This is a genomic window from Cryobacterium sp. PH31-L1, from assembly GCF_030063145.1.
Taxonomy (GTDB): Bacteria; Actinomycetota; Actinomycetes; order Actinomycetales; family Microbacteriaceae; genus Cryobacterium.
Genome location: NZ_JASISM010000007.1, coordinates 156,100 through 175,301, shown reverse-complemented (window position 1 = coordinate 175,301; position 19,202 = coordinate 156,100). Strand labels below are relative to the sequence as shown.

General features: G+C 62.0%; 14 protein-coding genes. 4 read left to right on the top strand and 10 right to left on the bottom strand.

Going from position 1 to position 19,202, the window contains the following annotated elements; all coding sequences use genetic code 11:
- Positions 1 to 48 precede the first annotated feature (48 nt).
- Positions 49 to 879, top strand: a complete 831-nt coding sequence (locus tag QMF22_RS14945; RefSeq protein WP_283455018.1) for an ATP-binding cassette domain-containing protein — start codon at positions 49 to 51, stop codon at positions 877 to 879.
- Positions 876 to 2,126, top strand: a complete 1,251-nt coding sequence (locus QMF22_RS14940) for a sugar ABC transporter permease (RefSeq protein WP_283455016.1) — start codon at positions 876 to 878, stop codon at positions 2,124 to 2,126. The genes QMF22_RS14945 and QMF22_RS14940 overlap by 4 nt, the downstream gene beginning before the upstream one ends.
- Positions 2,127 to 2,317: 191 nt before the next feature.
- Here the strand turns inward: QMF22_RS14940 and QMF22_RS14935 are convergent, their stop codons facing one another.
- A complete protein-coding gene (locus QMF22_RS14935) occupies positions 2,318 to 2,494 on the bottom strand; it encodes a hypothetical protein (RefSeq protein ID WP_502846967.1) in 177 nt (58 codons plus the stop codon).
- Positions 2,495 to 2,591: 97 nt separating this feature from the next.
- Between QMF22_RS14935 and QMF22_RS14930 the strand changes: the two genes are divergently transcribed.
- Positions 2,592 to 2,825: a hypothetical protein gene (locus tag QMF22_RS14930; protein ID WP_283455014.1), complete on the top strand. Its 234-nt coding sequence runs from the start codon at positions 2,592 to 2,594 to the stop codon at positions 2,823 to 2,825.
- 271 nt (positions 2,826 to 3,096) lie between these two features.
- On the top strand, positions 3,097 to 3,831 hold the full coding sequence (locus QMF22_RS14925) for a VOC family protein (protein ID WP_283455012.1): 735 nt from the start codon (positions 3,097 to 3,099) through the stop codon (positions 3,829 to 3,831).
- Positions 3,832 to 4,105: 274 nt separating this feature from the next.
- Here QMF22_RS14925 and QMF22_RS14920 read toward each other — a convergent pair whose 3' ends face one another.
- The 9 genes from QMF22_RS14920 to QMF22_RS14880 form a co-directional block, all read right to left on the bottom strand.
- Entirely contained in the window at positions 4,106 to 7,003 is a 2,898-nt protein-coding gene (locus QMF22_RS14920; protein ID WP_283455010.1) for a putative bifunctional diguanylate cyclase/phosphodiesterase, read from the bottom strand.
- A 119-nt stretch (positions 7,004 to 7,122) separates the two neighbouring features.
- Complete coding sequence (locus QMF22_RS14915) at positions 7,123 to 7,911, bottom strand: class I SAM-dependent methyltransferase (protein ID WP_283455008.1); 789 nt, start codon at positions 7,909 to 7,911, stop codon at positions 7,123 to 7,125.
- 9 nt (positions 7,912 to 7,920) lie between these two features.
- Complete coding sequence (locus tag QMF22_RS14910; protein ID WP_283455006.1) at positions 7,921 to 9,459, bottom strand: putative bifunctional diguanylate cyclase/phosphodiesterase; 1,539 nt, start codon at positions 9,457 to 9,459, stop codon at positions 7,921 to 7,923.
- A gap of 27 nt (positions 9,460 to 9,486) precedes the next feature.
- On the bottom strand, positions 9,487 to 9,819 hold the full coding sequence (locus tag QMF22_RS14905) for a DUF7793 family protein (RefSeq protein WP_283455004.1): 333 nt from the start codon (positions 9,817 to 9,819) through the stop codon (positions 9,487 to 9,489).
- A 259-nt stretch (positions 9,820 to 10,078) separates the two neighbouring features.
- Positions 10,079 to 12,979 carry an EAL domain-containing protein gene (locus QMF22_RS14900; RefSeq protein WP_283455002.1) on the bottom strand — a complete coding sequence of 967 codons (2,901 nt, stop codon included), beginning with the start codon at positions 12,977 to 12,979 and terminating at the stop codon, positions 10,079 to 10,081.
- 209 nt (positions 12,980 to 13,188) lie between these two features.
- Positions 13,189 to 14,283, bottom strand: coding sequence for an SDR family oxidoreductase (locus QMF22_RS14895; RefSeq protein WP_283455000.1), 1,095 nt, complete (start codon positions 14,281 to 14,283; stop codon positions 13,189 to 13,191).
- 376 nt (positions 14,284 to 14,659) lie between these two features.
- Positions 14,660 to 15,580, bottom strand: coding sequence for an NAD-dependent epimerase/dehydratase family protein (locus tag QMF22_RS14890; RefSeq protein WP_283454998.1), 921 nt, complete (start codon positions 15,578 to 15,580; stop codon positions 14,660 to 14,662).
- A gap of 122 nt (positions 15,581 to 15,702) precedes the next feature.
- Complete coding sequence (locus tag QMF22_RS14885; RefSeq protein ID WP_283454996.1) at positions 15,703 to 17,127, bottom strand: rhamnulokinase; 1,425 nt, start codon at positions 17,125 to 17,127, stop codon at positions 15,703 to 15,705.
- A 4-nt stretch (positions 17,128 to 17,131) separates the two neighbouring features.
- Positions 17,132 to 19,168, bottom strand: coding sequence for a bifunctional aldolase/short-chain dehydrogenase (locus QMF22_RS14880; RefSeq protein WP_283454995.1), 2,037 nt, complete (start codon positions 19,166 to 19,168; stop codon positions 17,132 to 17,134).
- Between the last annotated feature and the right edge of the window lie 34 nt (positions 19,169 to 19,202).

Sequence of the window (19,202 nt, the reverse complement as noted above, 5' to 3'; positions counted from 1 at the left end):
AGTAGCGCCCGCCCTCTCACTCAATGACGAGCATCCCCGAGGACCCCAATGTCGACATCCAGCCCAGCACCGCAGGCCGTGACTACCCGCCTCCTGTCCCTGCGGAATGTGAACAAAAGCTTTGGCGCCGTCGCGGCGCTCACCGATATCAACCTCGATGTGGCAGCGGGCGAAGTCGTCGCTATTGTGGGCGACAACGGTGCCGGAAAGTCCACTCTGGTGAAGGTCCTCTCGGGTGTGCATCTGCCCGACTCCGGAACGATCACCTTTGAATCGAACCCCGTTTCGATTCCGGACCCGACCGCAGCACTGCACCTCGGAATCGCCACGGTCTTTCAGGACCTCGCGCTGTGCGACAACCTCAACGTGATCGACAACCTCTTTCTCGGCCGCGAACTTCGCCCTGGCCGTCTCAACGAAGCCGCTATGGAAACCCGGTCCTGGGAGTTGCTTCGCCAGCTCTCGGCCAAGATCCCGTCTGTGCGCATCCCGGTGGCCTCCCTCTCCGGTGGCCAGCGCCAGACCGTGGCGATAGCCAGATCCCTGCTCGGGAACCCGAAGGTGATCATCCTCGATGAACCGACTGCGGCATTGGGAGTAGCGCAAACTGCGGAGGTGCTCAACCTTGTCGAGCGGCTTCGTGAGCGCGGCCTCGGAGTCATCATGATCAGCCACAACATGGCCGACGTGCGAGCCGTCGCCGACCGCGTGGTCGTGCTGCGCCTCGGACGCAATAACGGCGATTTTGTCGTCGGCGAGGTATCGCCGGAAGAGATCATCGCTGCCATCACTGGGGCTACTGACAACGCCGTCACCCGCCGCACCGCCCAGATCGACCTTCGCTCCGCATCCGCTGACAAAGGAGTCACCCGCTCATGATCACCTCGACACTCCATGCCACACTGCCGAGCGATCTGCAGGACGAACGGCTGCAGAACCGTCTGGGCCTGCGTGGCATCATTCCCGGCTTCCTCGACAAAGTCAGGGGTGGTGATCTGGGCGCTCTCCCCGTCGTGGCCGGACTGGCCATCATCTGGACCGTGCTGCAGATTCTGAACCGGGGTTTTCTCTCCAGCGCGAACCTGGTCAACCTGTTAATGGAATCCGCAGCCGTCGGGGTCATCGCCCTCGGGATCGTGTGTGTGCTGCTCGTCGCCCAAATCGACCTGTCGATCGGTTCGGTAAGCGGTCTATCGTCGGCCGTGCTCGGCATCGCATTTGTGACCAACGGGTGGAATATCTGGCTGGCCGTGCTGCTCGCGGTGCTCTCCGGCGCGGCCATTGGCTGGCTCTACGGCCAGATCTTCAATCGGTTCGGTGTGCCGGCCTTCGTCATCACACTCGCTGGGCTGCTGAGTTTTCTGGGACTACAGCTGTTCGTGCTCAAAGGCCAGGGCACCATCAACCTGCCGTTCGAATCGCCACTCGTCTACTTTGCCCAGCTCGCTTTCGTTCCGGCCTGGCTGTCGTACGTGATGGTGGTCGCGGCAACGGGCAGTCTGTTTCTGGTCGGCTACTCGCGAGCGAGGGAGCGCCGCGCCGCCGACCTGTCGGCCCAGGCCACCTCCGTCATCGCCGTGCAAAGCATTGCCCTGCTCGTGGGCCTCGGGTTCGCGGTCTGGTATCTCAACCAAGCCCGGGGCATCGGCTGGATGTTCGTGTTCTTCGTCGCGCTTGTTCTCCTGATGCACTACATGCTCACCCGAACTAAGTGGGGCCGTTCGGTATATGCAGTCGGAGGCAATGTCGAGGCCGCGCGGCGCGCGGGGATCAACGTGCACTGGATCTATACCTCGGTGTTCATGGCCTGCAGCACCCTCGCGGCCGTCGGCGGCATCCTCGCGGCGTCGCGTCTCGCGGCAGCCAGCCAGAGCAGCGGAACGGGCGACGTCAACCTCAACGCGATCGCGGCCGCGGTGATCGGTGGCACTAGCCTGTTCGGCGGTCGTGGCACGGCCTTCGCCGCTCTCCTCGGAATCCTGGTGATCCAGTCCATCTCGAGCGGACTCACACTGTTGAACCTGGACTCGTCCTTCCGCTTCATCGTCACCGGCATCGTGCTCCTACTGGCGGTCACCCTCGACTCGGTTACTCGGCGCTCGCGCACCTCGCACGGGCGCGCGTAGCCGGCGCTCCTATCGTGCACCCAGTCCAGAACCACGGCGATTACGACATCCGTGTGGCATCTTCCCCTCTCGCCAGGCTGCGACTGGGCGGGACTTTGGGTTCAAATCCCAGCGGTTCATCAGGAAGGGCGCAGGGCCACGATGGGGGGAGCCCACGACGAGTCGTACTGACCCGGATGTCCATAGACGAATCAGTGAAAATCGGGCCCAGCATTGGTACGAGCTTCGGCCTCGCGTCGCCTTTCCACGTCGTCGACGACGAATTCCACGACGTCCTCGTCGCGATCGCCGATGACGACGTCTTCGACGGGCTCCGCCGGAGGTTCTCCTGGCCACGCGGTCTGCCGGGTCAGCCGGTCGCGCTCCAACCGTGCCGGTGTGTGCCGCTTCCACCTCGCGCTCGACCCCTGTGTTCAAACCTGTGCTAAGGGTGCGATTGACGGAATAGTTGGTGCGCGCGAGGTCGTGGCCGATCTTCTTCGCGACGAACTCTTAGCGTTGAATGACTTCGCCGTCGCGCTCGATCTGGAACGCGCGCACATACCCTTCGGCGACAAAGCTGTCGCCGTTGGCGAATCGGGTGAGCGCTCGTTCGGCGGTGGCGCGGTAGGCGACCCGATCGTGGAACGTTGGCTCGAGGGCGGTGAAGCTGCCACTTTGTATGCGGGACGGAAGTGCGGCTGGCCCACGCGCACGTAGAAGCGGTGTCGCCGTTCTCGGTGACCGTTTGTTGCGGGTCTAAGGCGATGAATCCGGACAGCGATTGCTGGGTGTGAAGTGCCATGAGACCTGACCTCCTGTGATTGGGTCGGACCATCGTGGTCCGCGCTCACTAGGAGGAGCTCTGGACGCACCATGTTGTTCGCTGCGGTACTCGAGGGGATCCGGTCAGCGGGGCCGGACCGGCACGAACGGATTGACTTGGGCACTATCTGGTCTCGAATGCGGTCGGCGAATATGCTTGGGCGCCATGGCCCTTCGACTGGTTCAGGTGAATTTCAAGGCTCGAGATGACTCGGCGCTCGGCCGGTTTTGGGCGGATGCGCTCGGCTGGGGCGTTTCCAGCGAAGGTCCGGGCGTGACTAACGTCGAGCCGCCCGGCTTGGTTTTGCCGGATCCGGCCGCCGTCTGCGTTGACGTCGTCACGGTTCCAGATCCCGAAGCGGTGAAGTATCGCGCACACCTCGACCTCGCCACCTCTTCCTTGGCTCATCAAGAGGAACTGGTCGTGCGATTGAAAGCGTTGGGAGCGACATCCGCTGATATAGGTCAAGGCGACGTGCCGTGGACGGTTTTGGCCGACCCGGAGGGCAACGTGTTCTGCGTGCTCGAGCCTCGGGAGATCTACGCGGATACGGGGCCGATCGCCGCGGTGGTGGTCAGCTGTGCGGACCCGCGGGGGATGGCCCAATTCTGGAACGGGGCGATGGACTGGACCCTGCACGAGGTGACCGACGATTCTGCACGGCTGCGATCGGCCGCGAAGGTCGGCCCCTATCTGGAGTTCGTTCGCGTCCCCGACATCGCCGTGTGGACCCGCGTCCACCTCGACCTGCGTCCGTACCTTCGCGATGATCAGGCGGCTGAGCTCGCCAGGTTGAGATCTCTCGGCGCGATGGATGCTGACATAGGACAGGGCGATGTGCCGTGGGTGGTGCTCACCGACCCCGAGGGCAACGAGTTCTGCGTCCTCACTCCGGGTTGATGCATCTGCCGGGGGGGCGGAGATCACAGCGGATGCCTGGAGCCCGGCACCGAGATCCGTCGCACGGTCTGGTCAGGAAAGCGATCTGGACCGTCGAGCTCGACTTCAGATCGGCTCCGGAGCGGGCGTGTTCCGAATTGGCACCCGCATCAACCTTTCGATTGCCTCGCGGTTCGTGCGCAGCTCGATGGCGCCGGCGCGGGCGGACCACATCTGCAAGCTCGCGATGATCGGGGGCGCCGCGCGGAGCATGACCAGGTACCGCCGCTGACGATTAGACCGGGGCGCTCCCGCTAGCGACGGTGCTGTTGGCCCCGAGCATTTCCAGATTTTGATTCATCGCTTTTTCAAGAAATGCAGGTTCGAAAACTGCAGTAGGGCGGCCGAGGAGGTATCCCTGCACCAGTATGCAGGAAGATTCACGAAGAGTGGCGAGCTGGTCGAGGGACTCCACACCCTCGGCCACTACCTCGAGATCGAGCTTGTGCGCGAGCGCAAGAATTCCCTGAACGAGCGCGACAGAAGACGGGGCCGGAACATTCATAATAAAGGTGCGATCGATCTTGATCTGGTCGATCGGCAGTGAATTAAGCCACGCGAGCGTGGAAAAACCGGTACCGAAATCATCGAGAGAAATTCGGATGCCCAGCTGGCGAAGCGCCGTGAGCTGTTCGATGACACCGGGGAGGTCGATTAGAGCACGGCTTTCGACGACTTCAAGAATGAGACGTCCTGGTGAGAGATGGTGCTCGGCGAGGGCGTCCCGCACTGTCGACAACAGCCTGGGGTCGACTAGCGTCGCGCTCGCGAGGTTGACGGCGACGTGCAACGGCTCCTGTCCTGGCTGCGCCCAACCAGCCAGCGCCGCGCAGGCGTTCCCCACCGCCCACAAATCCAGTTGGCTGATTATTCCGGTCTCCTCCGCAAGGGGCAGGAATGCGGCCGGCGACAACAGCCCAAGGCGGGGATGATTCCAGCGAATCAGCCCCTCGGCGCCGTCTATGCTGACGCTACCGGCAGCGGAGATGTTGACAACTGGCTGGAAGTACAGCGACATTTCGTTTCGTTCTAAAGCAACGGAGAGCTCGGCCTCAAGGGACACCTCCGCCGAAGCCGATACGGTGTCTCCAGATATCGCAATCTGGTTGCGGCCCGTCTTCTTGGCCTCATACATCGCAGTATCGGCTGCAGCGAGGAGCCTTTCGCCACGACCACCCTCGCCCGGATAAAACGCCACGCCAACACTCGTGGAGATTCTCAAGTCTCGGCCGTCAAGATGGAACGGCAGATTGAGGCTGTCGACCATGCGCCCGACCATGTCCAGTGCCGTCGACTTACCCGAAACATTGGTGAAGAGCAATGCAAATTCGTCGCCGCCGAGGCGGCCGAGAGTGTCCTCCGGACGCACGAGTGAGCGTAGACGCGCAGCGACTTGGCGGAGCAGTTCATCGCCGGCGCCATGCCCGAAGTCGTCGTTGACCTTCTTGAAGTTGTCCAGGTCACAGACCATGACCGCCGTTCCCGTGCCCTGAGCGGACCGATTGTCGCCGAGCGCTTTTTCCAGCCGCTCGGCGAACAGCACTCGATTGGGCAACCCGGTGAGGGAATCGTGCAGGGACTGGTGCCGCACGGTCGCGAGCAATCGGGCATTTTGTAGCGCCGTTACACCTTGGGTACTCACCCCAACGCTTCGGATTAGCGCTGCTTGTTCTGCCTCGGGCGTAAGGTGGCGACGCCACACAGCGACGGCGATCCCCAACATAAGATCGCCGTCCACGAGCGGGACGACGATAATATTGGGCGTCCCCACTGCACCGAACAACTCCCCTAACACGGGGCTGGCCTCCTTCGCCGTGATCAGGATGGGTGAACGGTAAGTAAGCAGCCCGATCACTTCGGGAGTCGTTGCGGCCGGAATCGGCGTTGCGAGCAGCACGTCCCGCTCCACCGGATCAAAACCAGCACAGGCGACAGTCATCAGCGACGCGCTTTCCGCGTCCCAGAGCAAGACCGCCGAGGCGTCACACGCGACGATGGTCGGCAGGGCCTCCGCGACGATCTCGGCGACGCCCGTCGTGCTCTCAGCCGTGGCCAGCTCCTGAGCCAACTGGAGAAGTGCCGCAGACCGCCCCATTTCGCGGCGGCTGTCCTCGACCGCAGTGAAAAGGTCAAGGGCTGCCGCCGCGTGACTGGCGTAGGCTTCCAGAAGTGCCCGATCGGCATCCATGGGCTTCTGTCCCGTGGGATACAGCGCCGCGAGGCGCCCGTGAATCCGGCGAGTTGACGCCACATCGACGACTACAGCCGAACTACCGAGGCTGTCGCCCTTCAACAGACGCTCCGCGAGATCCGCTGCTTGATCATCGGCAAGACCCGAAAAGTGCAGGAGTGGCGTCTCACCGTGAATCGACCGTCGAACAAAGATATGAGACGGTGCCAGAACCGCTGCTGAGGCGTGGCTCACTATGCGGGCAATGACCTCATCAATGTCGTCACTGTTGACGAGATCGGCCTCTACAAGCTGTATCTGCTGAATCTGTTCGCGTAACGCCGCGAAGCCGCGATCGGCCGCACGCCGGCCGTTTTTCCAGGACCACCAGTGGAGTCGCCGGGACCACGTGACGTGGTAGACGCAAGCCGAATTTCCGTCGAACTGGCACTCGTCATGCACGATATGCGCCGATTGCAGCCCGAAGATCCGTGGAACGGCCGAGAACAGGCCCTGCGCATACTCGCAATCCAGCCGAGACGGAGCGTAGCCATCATGGAGACGAAAATTCAGCGTCGCCTCCGTGGCACCAACATTGACGAGTGTCAACGAAGACGTGGTGCTAAATTTTGGCACCATTCTCGGGAGTTGGTAGTAGACAGCCCGGGGTGAGGCAAAAGCACTCAGGAGTTGGGCAATCGCCGGATGGAGCGTATCCGCCGCGGCGGATTCACCAATTTTGAACATCGTCCCCGGACCGAGCACGTCCGTCACTGCCTCAAACAGCCGAATACGGGTGTCGTAACCGATCCACGTGGACGTTTCCTCGAGCTCCTCGACCGGCTGAGTGATCCCGGCCATCGCCAGCACGTCGGTGACCGCCTGAACGCCACCGCGCTCGCGTACGAAGCGCAGGACCAAGTTCACTGTCGCGCTGGAAGTCTCGTGCGCTTCAGAATGCACGCTGCCCCCCTCTGTATTGGAGAATATCTGCCGCACGGACAGCGGGGTCGCTAACCTGTTTAGATTTTGCCAAAGAGCTAGCGGACGGGGAGGTGTTCGAGACCTCAATGAGTTTCATTTCAAGCCCCGGCCAAAACTGCGAAATAACCCGGAACCTGCTGTGAGAGACCAGCGCTGTTCATGGGGACAACTTCGATGTCCACCGGCCCGTCCTCGATGAGCTGCCAGTCGGCATCCGAAAATGCGCTGAGTCTTTCTTCCGCCCCGAAACACCCGGGTCGAGGCAAGTTTTCCAGAGCGCGCCGCAACTGTCGGGGTATGTTTCTCCGGGTGGCGCCCAGATGCTGCAAGTATTCAAGGCTGTTTCCACGGAAGTTTGTTTCGGTGAGGAATACGCGGCCGCTGCTGCCGGTGAGAGTTCGAAGGTTGGCGGCCATGCTGGCCTGTTTGTTGGGCTTGAGTACGTGGAAGACCCCGCGGACAAAAACATTGGCGGGACCCATCCGCTCGAGTAAGAACTCGCCCGCACCGGCTCCCGCTGCATCCAAAACCATGAAACGGGCATTAGGGAGGTCAGTGGTTTCTTGGCGCGCCCGCTCGACAGCCCCAGAAGAAACGTCCACACCAAGTACATTGGGGAAAAGTCCAGCAAGCCAGCGACTGTATGTTCCGTTGCCACACCCGACGTCAATCACTGGCAAAGCCGGATCAAAATGTGCTCTGACCGTGTCGGAGTACTGTGCAGACTCGGTCCACGACCCGGAGTCCCACAGCACGTCTCCCGTGCGGCCTGTGGCGTGAACGCCACGCCAGTACCCATCCCACCCGACCACCGGATCGCGTGGAGCTCGGGAAGCGAGGCGCATTACTGCTGGTACAAGCAGCATCCGTTCCCAAAGCTTTGACATTCCTAAATTCTACAGACGCTCAGAGAGACTCCGAAGCTGATCCAACACTTCTTCGGGAGGCAGCGGATAACTGTAATAAAAACCTTGCCCGTACAAGCACCCCATGGCCTCAAGTTGGGCAGCCTGCTCTGCAGTTTCAATGCCTTCCACAATGGCCTTCAGCCCGGCAGCGGAGATTAGCTGCAGGATGGCCGCAACGAATTTTTGCTGCTGCGGGTCGGAAACTAGGTCATCAATGAGGGTATGATCCACTTTCACCGTATCCGCGGGAAGAGTGCGCAGATAGCTAATTGAGGAATATCCCGTTCCGAAGTCGTCAATTTGCATGCCCACCCCCAGATCCCGCAGCCCGGTCAAGATCTGTTCTTCTGCCGTTCCCCTGGACATCAAGACGGTCTCGGTGATCTCCAATACCAGGCGGCCTGGGGCCACGTCATTCCTGGCGAGAGTATCCCTGACGTCTTCGAGTAGATCTCGGCGAAGGAGTTCGGCCGCGGAGAGATTGAGATGCAGGCGAAAGCCCGTTAGATCAGGAGCGGTTTCGTTCCAACGCCCCAACTGGGCGACTCCCTCATGGAGCACCCACTGGCCGAGCTCCACGATCAGGCCGGTTTCCTCAGCGATGCGGATGAAACTGTCCGGCATTATGAGTCCGCGTACGGGGTGATGCCAGCGCAGAAGGGCTTCAAGACCGATGGCTTTTCCCGAGGCCAATTCGACAACGGGCTGGTAACAAAGTGCTAGCTCGCCATTGGCAACTGCGCTGTGTAGTTCGGCGGTTATGCGCAGGCGTTCTCGGACGGCAGCGAGCATGTCGGGATGGAAGAGCTGGACATTGTTGCGACCCTGCGCTTTCGCCTGATACATGGCGATGTCCGCATCACGCATGAGCGCCTCGGGCGGATACCCCGAACTGCCGATGCACACCCCAATGCTGGCCATCGCCCACACCGTTTCGGGTCCAACTCGCACGCTATCCTGAAGCTGCTCCGATATCCGGTGCGCGATGAGTAAGATCTCGTCTGTCGAGGATCCCGTTATTACCACTGCGAATTCGTCCCCGCCCAGACGCGCCACGGTATCGGTAGCCCTGACGCTGGACCTAAGACGTCGAGCAACTTCGACCAGCACGATGTCGCCCGCACCGTGGCCCAGGCTGTCATTAATACCCTTGAAAGAATCCAGATCAAGAACAAGGACCGCCGTAATTGTGCCACTGTCCGCACTAGCTAGGATTGCCTCCTGGATGCGTTCGTTGAGGAGGATTCTATTTGCCAAGCCGGTAAGGGCATCCGTCTTGGCCATCTCTTCCAGTTCCGCCTGAGCGCGCTGCAACATAAACGTTCGGTCGGCCACCCGTTGTTCCAAATCCGAGTAAATATACTCAAGTTCCTCCGCGAGCAGATTAACTCCGGTGATCACGGCATCGATGTCGTCTCCGCGTGGCGACGGTGTCATTCGGGAGCCCAGCGCGCCGGAAGCTAAACGAACAATACCATCGACCAACTGTTGTAAGCGTGGGTCCTCAACTCCATTCCCGGCGCTCATAGCGTTTCCGTGTGGACGTTCCTACGCTCAAACATGGGCCATGAGCCAGTCCATCGCCTCATTGCGCGCTGTGAAAAAGCGGGTCGGACATGGCGGGACGTGCACGCCCAGAAAGAAGTTCGCCAGTACCCGGTCCACCGGCGATTTTCCTAGGAGAGCAATGCGTGAGGCGCGACAGGGAATTGACCATATAGCCCTAGCTTCGCGGCTGACCGAAGCGACCGCTGCCATGTCGACGAGCATGGCATGCTGTTCCTGCTGGCACATGTGATTGACCTGCGCCATCGCCGCGCGCGCGTCCTCAACTTCTATCTGCACGCCCGGCAGCCAGCGGAGGAGCAGGACACCGTCGTCGCTCATTCTAAATTCAACCTTCGCGCCGTCCGCAGTGTTTAGATCCACCACCAGGCCCTCCCCTGAGCACGCCGCCGAACCATTCAGCCACATCTAAAACGTACCCGACTTCCCCGACTTCTCAAACTGGGACTGCCTCTCAAACGGTGTTCCCGGGCACACACGCGGGACTTGGGTTTGGCGGGAAAGGTACCGTGATGACAACACGTGATGCTGTGACCGAGAAGGCAACGGCGGCCTTATCTTGGTGATCCTTGCAAGAGTGTCACGGGGTTGGAGACATGGGAAAGTTCTCGAAGAGAACGACCGGAGATGCGTTCGGAGACGGCTTCGAAAAGAGGTAGCCCTGCCCGAAGCGGTAACCCATTTTCAATAGAAGGTCCAGTTGCCCTGTCGTTTCGATTCCTTCGGCGACAACGTCCAACTTCAAGGAATCTGCCAATCGGACGACGCTGTCCACGATCGCTCGGTCGTGTGCGGAGGTTTCGATATTGCGCACGAATGCCATGTCTACCTTAAGCAGGTCGACATCGAAATCCCGGAGGTGAGAGAAGGAGGAATAGCCCGTGCCGAAGTCGTCGATGGCTAGGCGCACGCCGATATCGCGCAGCTCTTGGAATGTCTTGGCGGCGGAGTCGATCACTTCAACGAGCGCACTCTCGGTCAGCTCCAACCAGAGTCGTTTTGGCGACAGCCCAGAGTCGATCAGTGCTCGTGTGACCACCGCGCCGAAGTCGTCCCGCACGAACTGCCGCGGAGAGACGTTTACGCTGACGGCCATTGTCCCGTCTAACGCAGCGGCAGCCCGGCACGCCTGTCCCAGGACTGTGCTGCCAATCTGCTTGATCAGGCCGACCTCTTCGGCGATCGCGATGAAGTCACCGGGCAGCACGAGCCCTCGCTCTGGGCGCCGCCAGCGCGCCAGAGCTTCGGTGGCCACGACCCTCCGTTCTCGCAGGTCCACAATCGGCTGATACCAGGTTTCGATCTGATTGAGGTCGACGGCACTGCGCAGGGTGATCTCGGTGTCGAGTCTGCGGTCGATCCGGCCGCGCAAATCATCATCGAAAACCTCGTAGCGCGCTCGACCGTGTTTTTTAGCCAGGTACATCGCTTGATCCGCAGCGCGCAGGATCGCTTCCGGATCATCGTGCCCGACGCCGAAGGCGATGCCGATGCTAGCGTCAATGGACGCGATATCGTCGCCGAGTGGAATGGGCACGGCGAGGGACTTCTGGAGCGCATCCGCGAGCTGGGTAACGTTCTGGCTGCTGTCGACTTCGGGACAGATGATGACGAATTCGTCACCGCCGATGCGTGCTACCGTGTCGGTCGCCCGGACACCGTGGAGCAGCCGTGCGGCGACTTCGGTCAGTACTGCGTCGCCAGATTGGTGTCCGAGGCTGTCATTGACGATCTTGAACCGATCCAGATCGATGAACAACACGGCGATTCCAGTGCCGTGGCGTGCCGCCTGGCGAAGAGCTTGGGTTAATCGATCCATCATGAGTAGCCGGTTCGGCAAGTTCGTTAGCGGATCGTGAAAGGCCAGATGCTCCACGCGGGCCTCTGCCAGCCGGCGGGCTGTGATGTCCTCCAGCTGGTATAGAAGACCCTCCACGTGGTCGCCGTCGTGGATCTTAGCGACGCTGACCTTCACCCAGGCATCCTCGGAGTCGCTGCGGAACATCCGTCGATCAATGCGCTGACGGGAGTCCATAAAATCTCCGGAAGGGAGGTCATCTGCGCGAGAGGATTCCAGCGGCATGAACATCGACTCGATTGGTTCGTCCAATACTCCGGTCGACCGACCCGCGAGTTCGAAGAGGCGACGGTTCGCTTCCAGCACACGCCCGTCGAGTGACACGATCGCCGTACCCAGAGGCGACCAGGCAAAGGCAGCTTCGAATCGCGCACGGGCAGCCGCCTCCGATTCCTGTGCGCCACGAAGTGCGGTTACATCCGTGACGCTGGCCAAGTGTCCGATCACCGTTCCTTCATCGCGCATCGGCGTGGTGACGACCTGTGCGGAATTGATCTCCCCGTCCGGCGTGCGAAAACGCATCGTGGTCGAGTATCCGATTCCGGCAGAGACACAACGTCCCCAGTCCATGAGTACCCGGTCGACGTCGTTGGGGTGCAGAGCAGAGGCCCAGCCTTCACCCATGGATTCTTCCAGGGTCAATCCACTGAGCCTGAGCCACTGTTCATTAGCGGTGAGGAGCCCTCCCTGAGCATCGAGCTCGACGATGCCGACGGGTGCCAGCCGAACGATAGCCGCGAATGCATCAGCCGTTTCTGCCAGTTCGTGGGTTCGTAACGCGACCGTGGTCTCGAGCCTCTGGTTCGTTTCGGCCAGCCTCGCCAGTGCGCGTTCCCGCTGTCGGTCGAGTTGTCGCAATCTCAGAGCCGCTAGCCAGGTCAGTGCGCAGCCGAGGATAGTCATGCTGAGGACGAGGACCGCGACGGCGAAAGCAGTGTTAAACCAGCCCATGCGCTGCGCCCACAGACAGAGCAAGCCAAGGGTGAACGGACCGAAAATGAAGAACGGGATTGCCGGACGGAGCAGCTTTCCCGCGCTGCCTCTATCCCGGGATAACCCCGCTAAACCATGGGAAGGATGCTGCAGCAATGTGGCCGCGGAGAGTACCGCGATCCCCACAGCCGTGACCAATGCCGTGCTGCTATATCCGCCAACGGTGTACAGCGAAGACACACCGTAGACGTACCCAAGGATCATGGTTTGACTGACGCACAGGGTACCGACGGCGAGTGTGAGCGCGAGCGTGCTTCGCGCAAACGAACTGAAGAGTACAGCGCCGCCCAGTATGACAAGAGAGAAGGCAGTGGATGGCGCGATCATCGGATTGATCCCAGACAGAGGGATACTGGGGAGCAGGGTATCGACGCCCAATGGCACACCCAGAATGTTTTCGAGAAATGACAGGGCACCAATTACGCTCACAGCCCCTGCGAGGACTGCGGAGAGACGTCGATGGTCAGTTACAAACAGGGCGGTCGAGAGAAGCACGAGTGCCACCGCCGCGGTCGGCTTCATCAAAAAGAGCCCGCTGGCCAACACTGTGCTCCCGGCATACCACCCGAACAAGACGATAAGCCCGACCACGCCCACCACTGCCGCGAAGATGCGACCGACCAACTGCATTCCCCCGACCTTCCCTCCGCGGGGGGTAGCGAAGCCCAGCCGATACGAAAAGAATACAGGCACAACGGCCCGCCGAGCTCTGTTCTTTGTGCACACACCACCGAGGGCGGTTGTGGGGGATGGCCGGGAGCGACAACGACACTGCTTCGGGAAGACCACCGGACTGAGCCGCGCCTGCCGTCCCGCACCCGGACGGCACGACGCCGTTCTCAGATGGCAGCGTCTGGGATGAGTTTTTCGGCGCGGTAGCGGTCGAACAGCGACGTGAACGAGTCGACCGTGCGGTGGTGCGGTGTGAAGCCAGCGAGGCGGCTTTTGGTGATATCAGTGAAGACTTCGATGTTGCGGCCGAGGTCCGCATCGGTGTGCCACCACGACGCGATGCGCCCCAGGTCGGGCTCGATCAGGCCGTGTTCCCTTGCTATATCTGTCCAGACGGGTTCCATGCCTGCCATCTGCACGTCGAGTGTTCGCGGCTCGTCAACGAATCCTTCCGGTTCGACGCCGAAATAAGCGGCAATCTTTGGCCACATTGCACGCCAGCGGAAGACGTCGCCGTTGACCACGTTGAACGCTTCGTTGGCGCCGGCATCCGTTGTTGCAGCCCAGACCATCTGTTCGGCGAGGATTGTGGCATCCGTCATGTCGGTGACGCTGTTCCACTGCGTCTCGCTGCCGGGGAACACGAACTGTATGTCCAGATGCTTGCACAGGGAAGCTTGGGCGGCGAGGGTGAGACCCATATTCATGAGGTTGCCGACCGCGTGGCCGATCACGGTGTGCGAGCGGTGCACCGACCAGGTGAATCCTTGGCGAGCGGATGCCGCGAACAGCTCGTCCTCCTGCGCGTAGTAGAAGTTGGCCACGTCGAGGCGCGGTTCGTCTTCGTTGAACGGGGTATCAGGCATGGTGCCCTGCCCGAAAGTCTCGAACGGGCCAAGGTAGTGCTTGAGCCCGGTAACGAGGGCGACATGTCGAACGGGCGCGTGGGCGAGCGCGGCGAGGAGGTCACGCACCATGCCGGCGTTCACCTCGATGTTGAGCTCCTCGGTTGCCTGGAGAGACCACGCCGTGAAGAACACCTGATCGGGCAGCTCGTGGGCCAGCGCTCGCTTCAGGTCGGCGGGGGAGCGCAGGTCGGCTTGGATCCAGCGCACGCCGGGAAGGTCACGGCCGACGTGGCGGGCCAGGGCGAGCACGTTCCAGCCCTCGGCGGAGAGCTGGTCGACGACGGCGGATCCGGTGATGCCGGAGGCTCCGACGACGAGGGCGGTGCGGGAGCGGGGCTGGGTTGAGGTAGTCATTACTGGGTGCAACCGCCGGGGGTGGCGGGTATTCCGCTCCAGTGCGTGACAACGCTCGTGGTTACGCCCATCCACTGCGGCCGGCCAGCAAACTCGCCGTTCGTCGATGTTGGGTCGGCCGAGGCTGCCCTCAAAGGCAATCGCTCGGCTTCCGCGCCCAGAGCACGGTGGCAAGGATGGTCATGGGAGGCTGGGCGCGAGGCGGTGTAGGGGCGCGCGGGGGAGTATCCGCTCTGAAATGTGCGCGCCACTTTCGCCTGCGGGCATTGGGTTCTACAGAGTTTCATGACTGATTCACAGCTTCTCGAACGACTCCTATAACACGACGGACCCACTTCCATCCACCCCGATCGTCCCGTAGGCCGTCCCCCGGCCGTCAAATCCTGCTGCGGTAGCTCTCGGCCGTCGCGATGAGTGCCTCGTTCCACGGCGTGGCGGTGACGGCGAGTGCGCGTTCGGTCTCGGTCGAATCAATGACGAACGGCACCACGAACTGGTAACTCGACGCCCACACTTCGTGCATCATCGGATTGGCCACTCCGAGGGACCGCAGCAACACCTGCGGATAGCCGGTGACTTTTCCCCGCGTGCCGTAGTGCGCATTGAGTTGCCCAACGATGTCGACACGGCTGAAGGTACCGCTCGGAACGTGCCAGATTCGGCCCCACTCGCCGGTGTAGTCTGCCGCGGCGATGAGCGTGGTCACGATGTCGGGCAGGTAGCTCCAGCTGTGCGCGAGGTTCGGCTTACCCACGACATGAGCCGTCTTTGAGCGAAGAACAGCGGTGAAAAACGCTTCGCCCAGGTGCGCGGTGCCGGTGGCCCCAGGCCCGAAGTAGTCACTGGCCCGCACCTCGACAGCACGAATGTTGCCGACGTCATGCGCGGCGCGCAACTTCGCCCAGCCCGCGCGGCGAATGAGTCCCTTGGCTTCGGTGGTCGACTCACTTGAGTGTTCGGTCATGGCGCCGGTCGGTGACCCATAGGAATACAGGTTACCCATCACGACGATCCTGGCACCGGTAGCGGATGCGGCGGCGATCACCGCCTCGTAGACGGGTGGCCATTGTGCAGCCCAATCGGTATAGGGCGGATTCGTGCAGAGAAAGATGGTGGAAGCATCCGCTGCGGCGTGAGTGAAAGCTGCCGGATCACTCGCATCCAGTACCACAGCGGACGCGCCTGCGGCGGCCGAGCCCGAGCGGGTGGCAATGGTCACGGTGTTGCCGCGCGCTGCGAGGCGTTCGGCCAGGGGGCGGCCGATGAGTCCGGCTCCAACAACAAGGTGTTTGCTCATGGGATCCATTCAGTTCGGTGGTCGCGTCGTGCGATTAACGCCGAGTCTGTGAGACGGAATATGCCGGTGCACCAGAAACGCTTGATCAACCCCCTCCAATGCGGGCGTATTTCGGCGCGATGTCACCCGCGCGGCGCGTAGTGCTGCAGCGTCACCGACCGGGTGATGACGGAGCGCATCGCTTCGAGGCTGCCCGAGATGAGCCGCCCGGTGCGCGCCTGCACGAGCACGTTGCCGAGGGCGGTTGCCTCGACCGGACCAGCGATCACGGGCAGTCCACTGCGGTCTGCGGTCAACTGGCACAGGAGAGCGTTTTGCGATCCGCCGCCAACGATGTGGATGGCCCTCACAGTCTTGCCCGACAGCTCCGAAGCGGTGCGAACGGTGTGCGCAAACGCCTCGGCCAGGCTCTCGTTGATTGCGCGCGTGACCTCTGCAAGCGTCCGCGGCACGGGCTGATTGGCCTCGACGCAGCACTGCGCAATGCGAGCTGGCATGTCGCCGGGCGTGAGCAAGCGAGGATCGTTGGCGTCGAACACCGATCCGCGACGGAGGGCCGCGGCCTCACGGATGAGTGCGGGAAGGTCGATCTGAAGTCCTGCTCGCTCCCACGTGCGGATGCTCTCCGACTGCAGCCAGAGACCCGTGATGTTCTGCAGAAACCGGATGCGACCGTCCAGCCCGCTTTCGTTCGTGAAATTGGCGACGCGGGCCGCCTCGCTGAGCACGGGCCGTTCCAGTTCGACTCCGGCGAGCGCCCAGGTACCGCACGAGACGTAGGCGAATTCATCGTCGCGGGCCGGCACTCCGACCACCGCAGAGGCCGTGTCGTGTGACCCCACGGTGACAACGGGGATCTGCCCGCCAACCTCGGCTTGCACGGTCGGTAGTAGTGGGCCGAGCATCGTTCCAGGTTCGACCAGCTGCGGGAACAGGCTTGCGGCGAAGCCGAGGCGGTTCGCTATCTCGGTCGACCAACCTCGCGTGTGAATGTCCAGCAAACCCGTCGTCGAGGCGTTGGTGTGCTCGGCGACAGGCACGCCAGTCAGCCAATACCCCATGAGATCGGGAATCAGCAGGGCCGTGTCGCCAGCTTGCACTCGTCCGGCAAGCCGGTCGGCGGTGAACTGATAGACGGTGTTGATCGGCATGAACTGAATGCCGCTGGCGGCATACAGCTCCTTCTGAGGGATGAGTTCATGGGTCGCCCGCACGCCCTCGATCGTGCGTTCGTCGCGATGCGAGTAGGGATTACTGAGCAGCGCACCGCCACGCAACAACCCATAGTCGAGCCCCCAGGCATCAATTCCGATGCTGCGCAGATCAGGCTCATCAATCACCGCTTTGCGGAGGCCAACCAGGGCAGAACGAAAGAGTTCGAGCACGTTCCAGTGCAGCCCGTCTGTTGTTCCCTCCCAGCAGCGCACCGGATTGTTCAAGAACCGCTCGACCACGTCGAGGCGCACAGCGTCAGCGTCGAAGCGACCGACCACGACACGTCCACTGGTCGCGCCGAGATCGATTGCGGCGACAGCTGCGCGGGTCATCGGGTCATCGCAGGAACGCGGCGGCGACGCCGGAGTCGACCGGAATGTGCACACCCGTCGTGCGGCTCAATTCGGGGCCGGTGAGTACCCACACGGCGTCAGCGACATTCTCGGGAATGACCTCTCGTTTCAATATGGTTCGGTCAGCGTAGAACTGGCCGAGGTTCTCTTCACTGACGCCGTAGGTCTTGGCCCGATTAGCGCCCCAGCCCGACGCGAAGATGCCGGACCCTCGCACGACACCGTCAGGGTTGATGCCGTTGACGCGGATTCCATACCCGCCCAGCTCAGCAGCCAGCAACCGAACCTGGTGGGACTGGTCGGCCTTGGCCGCCGAATACGCGATGTTATCCGGGCCAGCGAAAATCGAGTTCTTCGAGGAGATATAGACGATATCGCCGCCCATTCCCTGCTCGATGAGGGCGCTCGCTGCGGCGCGCGAGACCAGGAACGATCCCTTGGACATGACGTTGTGGAGCAGATCCCATTCGGCCTCAGTAGTCTCCAGCAATGAGCGCGCGATGGACAGCCCGGCGTTGTTCACGACAAGATCCAGACCGCCGAACGCCATCAGCGTTGCATCGACCGCGGCTTTCACAGCGTCGGCGTCGGAGACGTCGACAGCGACGCCGATGGCCACATCGACGGAACCTAATTCCGCTGCCGCAGCCTGCGCCTTTTTCAGGTCGAGGTCCGCGACGACGACGCAGGCGCCATCAGCCGCGAGCCGTGTAGCGATCGCTTTGCCAATGCCCGATGCCGCTCCGGTGACGAGGGCGACCCGGCCCTGGTGGCTCTTGGGTTTGGGCATCCGCTGCAGCTTCGCCTCCTCGAGTGCCCAATATTCAATGCGGAATTTCTCTGCGTCGGAGATCGGGCAATAGGTGGAGAGCGCCTCGGCGCCCCGCATGACATTGATGGCGTTGAGATAGAATTCCCCGGCCACGCGAGCGGTCTGTTTCGTGGCACCGTAACTGAACATTCCGACCCCGGGAACCAAAACGATGGCCGGATCTGCGCCGCGCATGGCGGGGCTGTCTGGGGCTGCATGCTTGTCGTAATAGGCGGCGTAGTCGACGCGGTAGGCCTCATGGAGTGTCTTCAGTCGCTCGATAGACGCTGTGACGGATGCTCCGGCCGGGAGATCAAGCAACATCGGCTTGACCTTGGTCCGCAGAAAATGGTCTGGGCAGCTCGTGCCGAGAGCGGCAAGTCTGGCTGCATTGGCACTTCCGAGAAATTCCAGCACGCGGGGGTCGTCGGTGAAGTGGCCGACCATCGGCTTGTCCTGCGAGGCGATGCCTCGAATCGTGGCAACGAGAGCGGCGGCTTTGGCTCGGCGGTCGTGCTGTGGCAGCGCGGTATTCGCGGCGACTGCGGCACCGAACGGTGTATTCGAACCCTTCGCATCGATGTAGGCCTCGGCGGTGTCGATAATCCAGCGGCTGTTTGCTTCGCATGCCGTGGATGTCTCGGCCCAGGCCGTGATGCCGTGTCCGCCGAGGATGCACCCAATGGCATCCGGATTTTGCTTCTGGAGCACAGCGATGTCGAGTCCGAGTTGGAATCCGGGTCGGCGCCACGGTACCCAGAGAACCTTGGAGCCGAAAATCTTCTTGGTGAGCGCTTCGCCGTCGGTGGCGGTTGCGATCGCGATGCCCGAGTCGGGGTGCAGATGGTCGACGTGCTGGGCATCGACTAATGCGTGCATCGCGGTGTCGATCGACGGTGTTGCACCGCCGGTGCCATGTAGGCAGTAGTCGAATGCTCCCACCATCTCGTCCTCGCGCTCCACCCCCGGGTACACGTGTTGCAGGGCGCGAAACCGGTCGACGCGCAGCACGGCAAGACCGGACGGGGCCAGCGTGCCGAGGTCGCCGCCGGAACCCTTGATCCAGATCAATTCGACCGGCTCGCCTGTGACGGGATCGGTGTCGGTGCCCTTGGCGGAAGTGTTTCCACCAGCGAAGTTTGTAACCTTGGGATCGCTGCCCAGCCTGTTGCTGCGAGCGACCAGTTCGGCCGCGGTCCGGTTCGTCATCGTTCTGGCTCCTGCTCCTGCGTCGGTGAAGGTG

What these genes read in the sequence shown, in the direction of transcription:
- QMF22_RS14945 (WP_283455018.1), top strand. Translation starts at nt 49, where the DNA reads ATGTCGACATCCAGCCCAGCACCGCAGGCCGTGACTACCCGCCTCCTG.
- QMF22_RS14940 (WP_283455016.1), top strand. Translation starts at nt 876, where the DNA reads ATGATCACCTCGACACTCCATGCCACACTGCCGAGCGATCTGCAGGAC.
- QMF22_RS14925 (WP_283455012.1), top strand. Translation starts at nt 3,097, where the DNA reads ATGGCCCTTCGACTGGTTCAGGTGAATTTCAAGGCTCGAGATGACTCG.
- QMF22_RS14915 (WP_283455008.1), bottom strand. Translation starts at nt 7,911, where the DNA reads ATGTCAAAGCTTTGGGAACGGATGCTGCTTGTACCAGCAGTAATGCGC.
- QMF22_RS14910 (WP_283455006.1), bottom strand. Translation starts at nt 9,459, where the DNA reads ATGAGCGCCGGGAATGGAGTTGAGGACCCACGCTTACAACAGTTGGTC.
- QMF22_RS14905 (WP_283455004.1), bottom strand. Translation starts at nt 9,819, where the DNA reads ATGAGCGACGACGGTGTCCTGCTCCTCCGCTGGCTGCCGGGCGTGCAG.
- QMF22_RS14900 (WP_283455002.1), bottom strand. Translation starts at nt 12,979, where the DNA reads ATGCAGTTGGTCGGTCGCATCTTCGCGGCAGTGGTGGGCGTGGTCGGG.
- QMF22_RS14895 (WP_283455000.1), bottom strand. Translation starts at nt 14,283, where the DNA reads ATGACTACCTCAACCCAGCCCCGCTCCCGCACCGCCCTCGTCGTCGGA.
- QMF22_RS14890 (WP_283454998.1), bottom strand. Translation starts at nt 15,580, where the DNA reads ATGAGCAAACACCTTGTTGTTGGAGCCGGACTCATCGGCCGCCCCCTG.
- QMF22_RS14885 (WP_283454996.1), bottom strand. Translation starts at nt 17,127, where the DNA reads ATGACCCGCGCAGCTGTCGCCGCAATCGATCTCGGCGCGACCAGTGGA.
- QMF22_RS14880 (WP_283454995.1), bottom strand. Translation starts at nt 19,168, where the DNA reads ATGACGAACCGGACCGCGGCCGAACTGGTCGCTCGCAGCAACAGGCTG.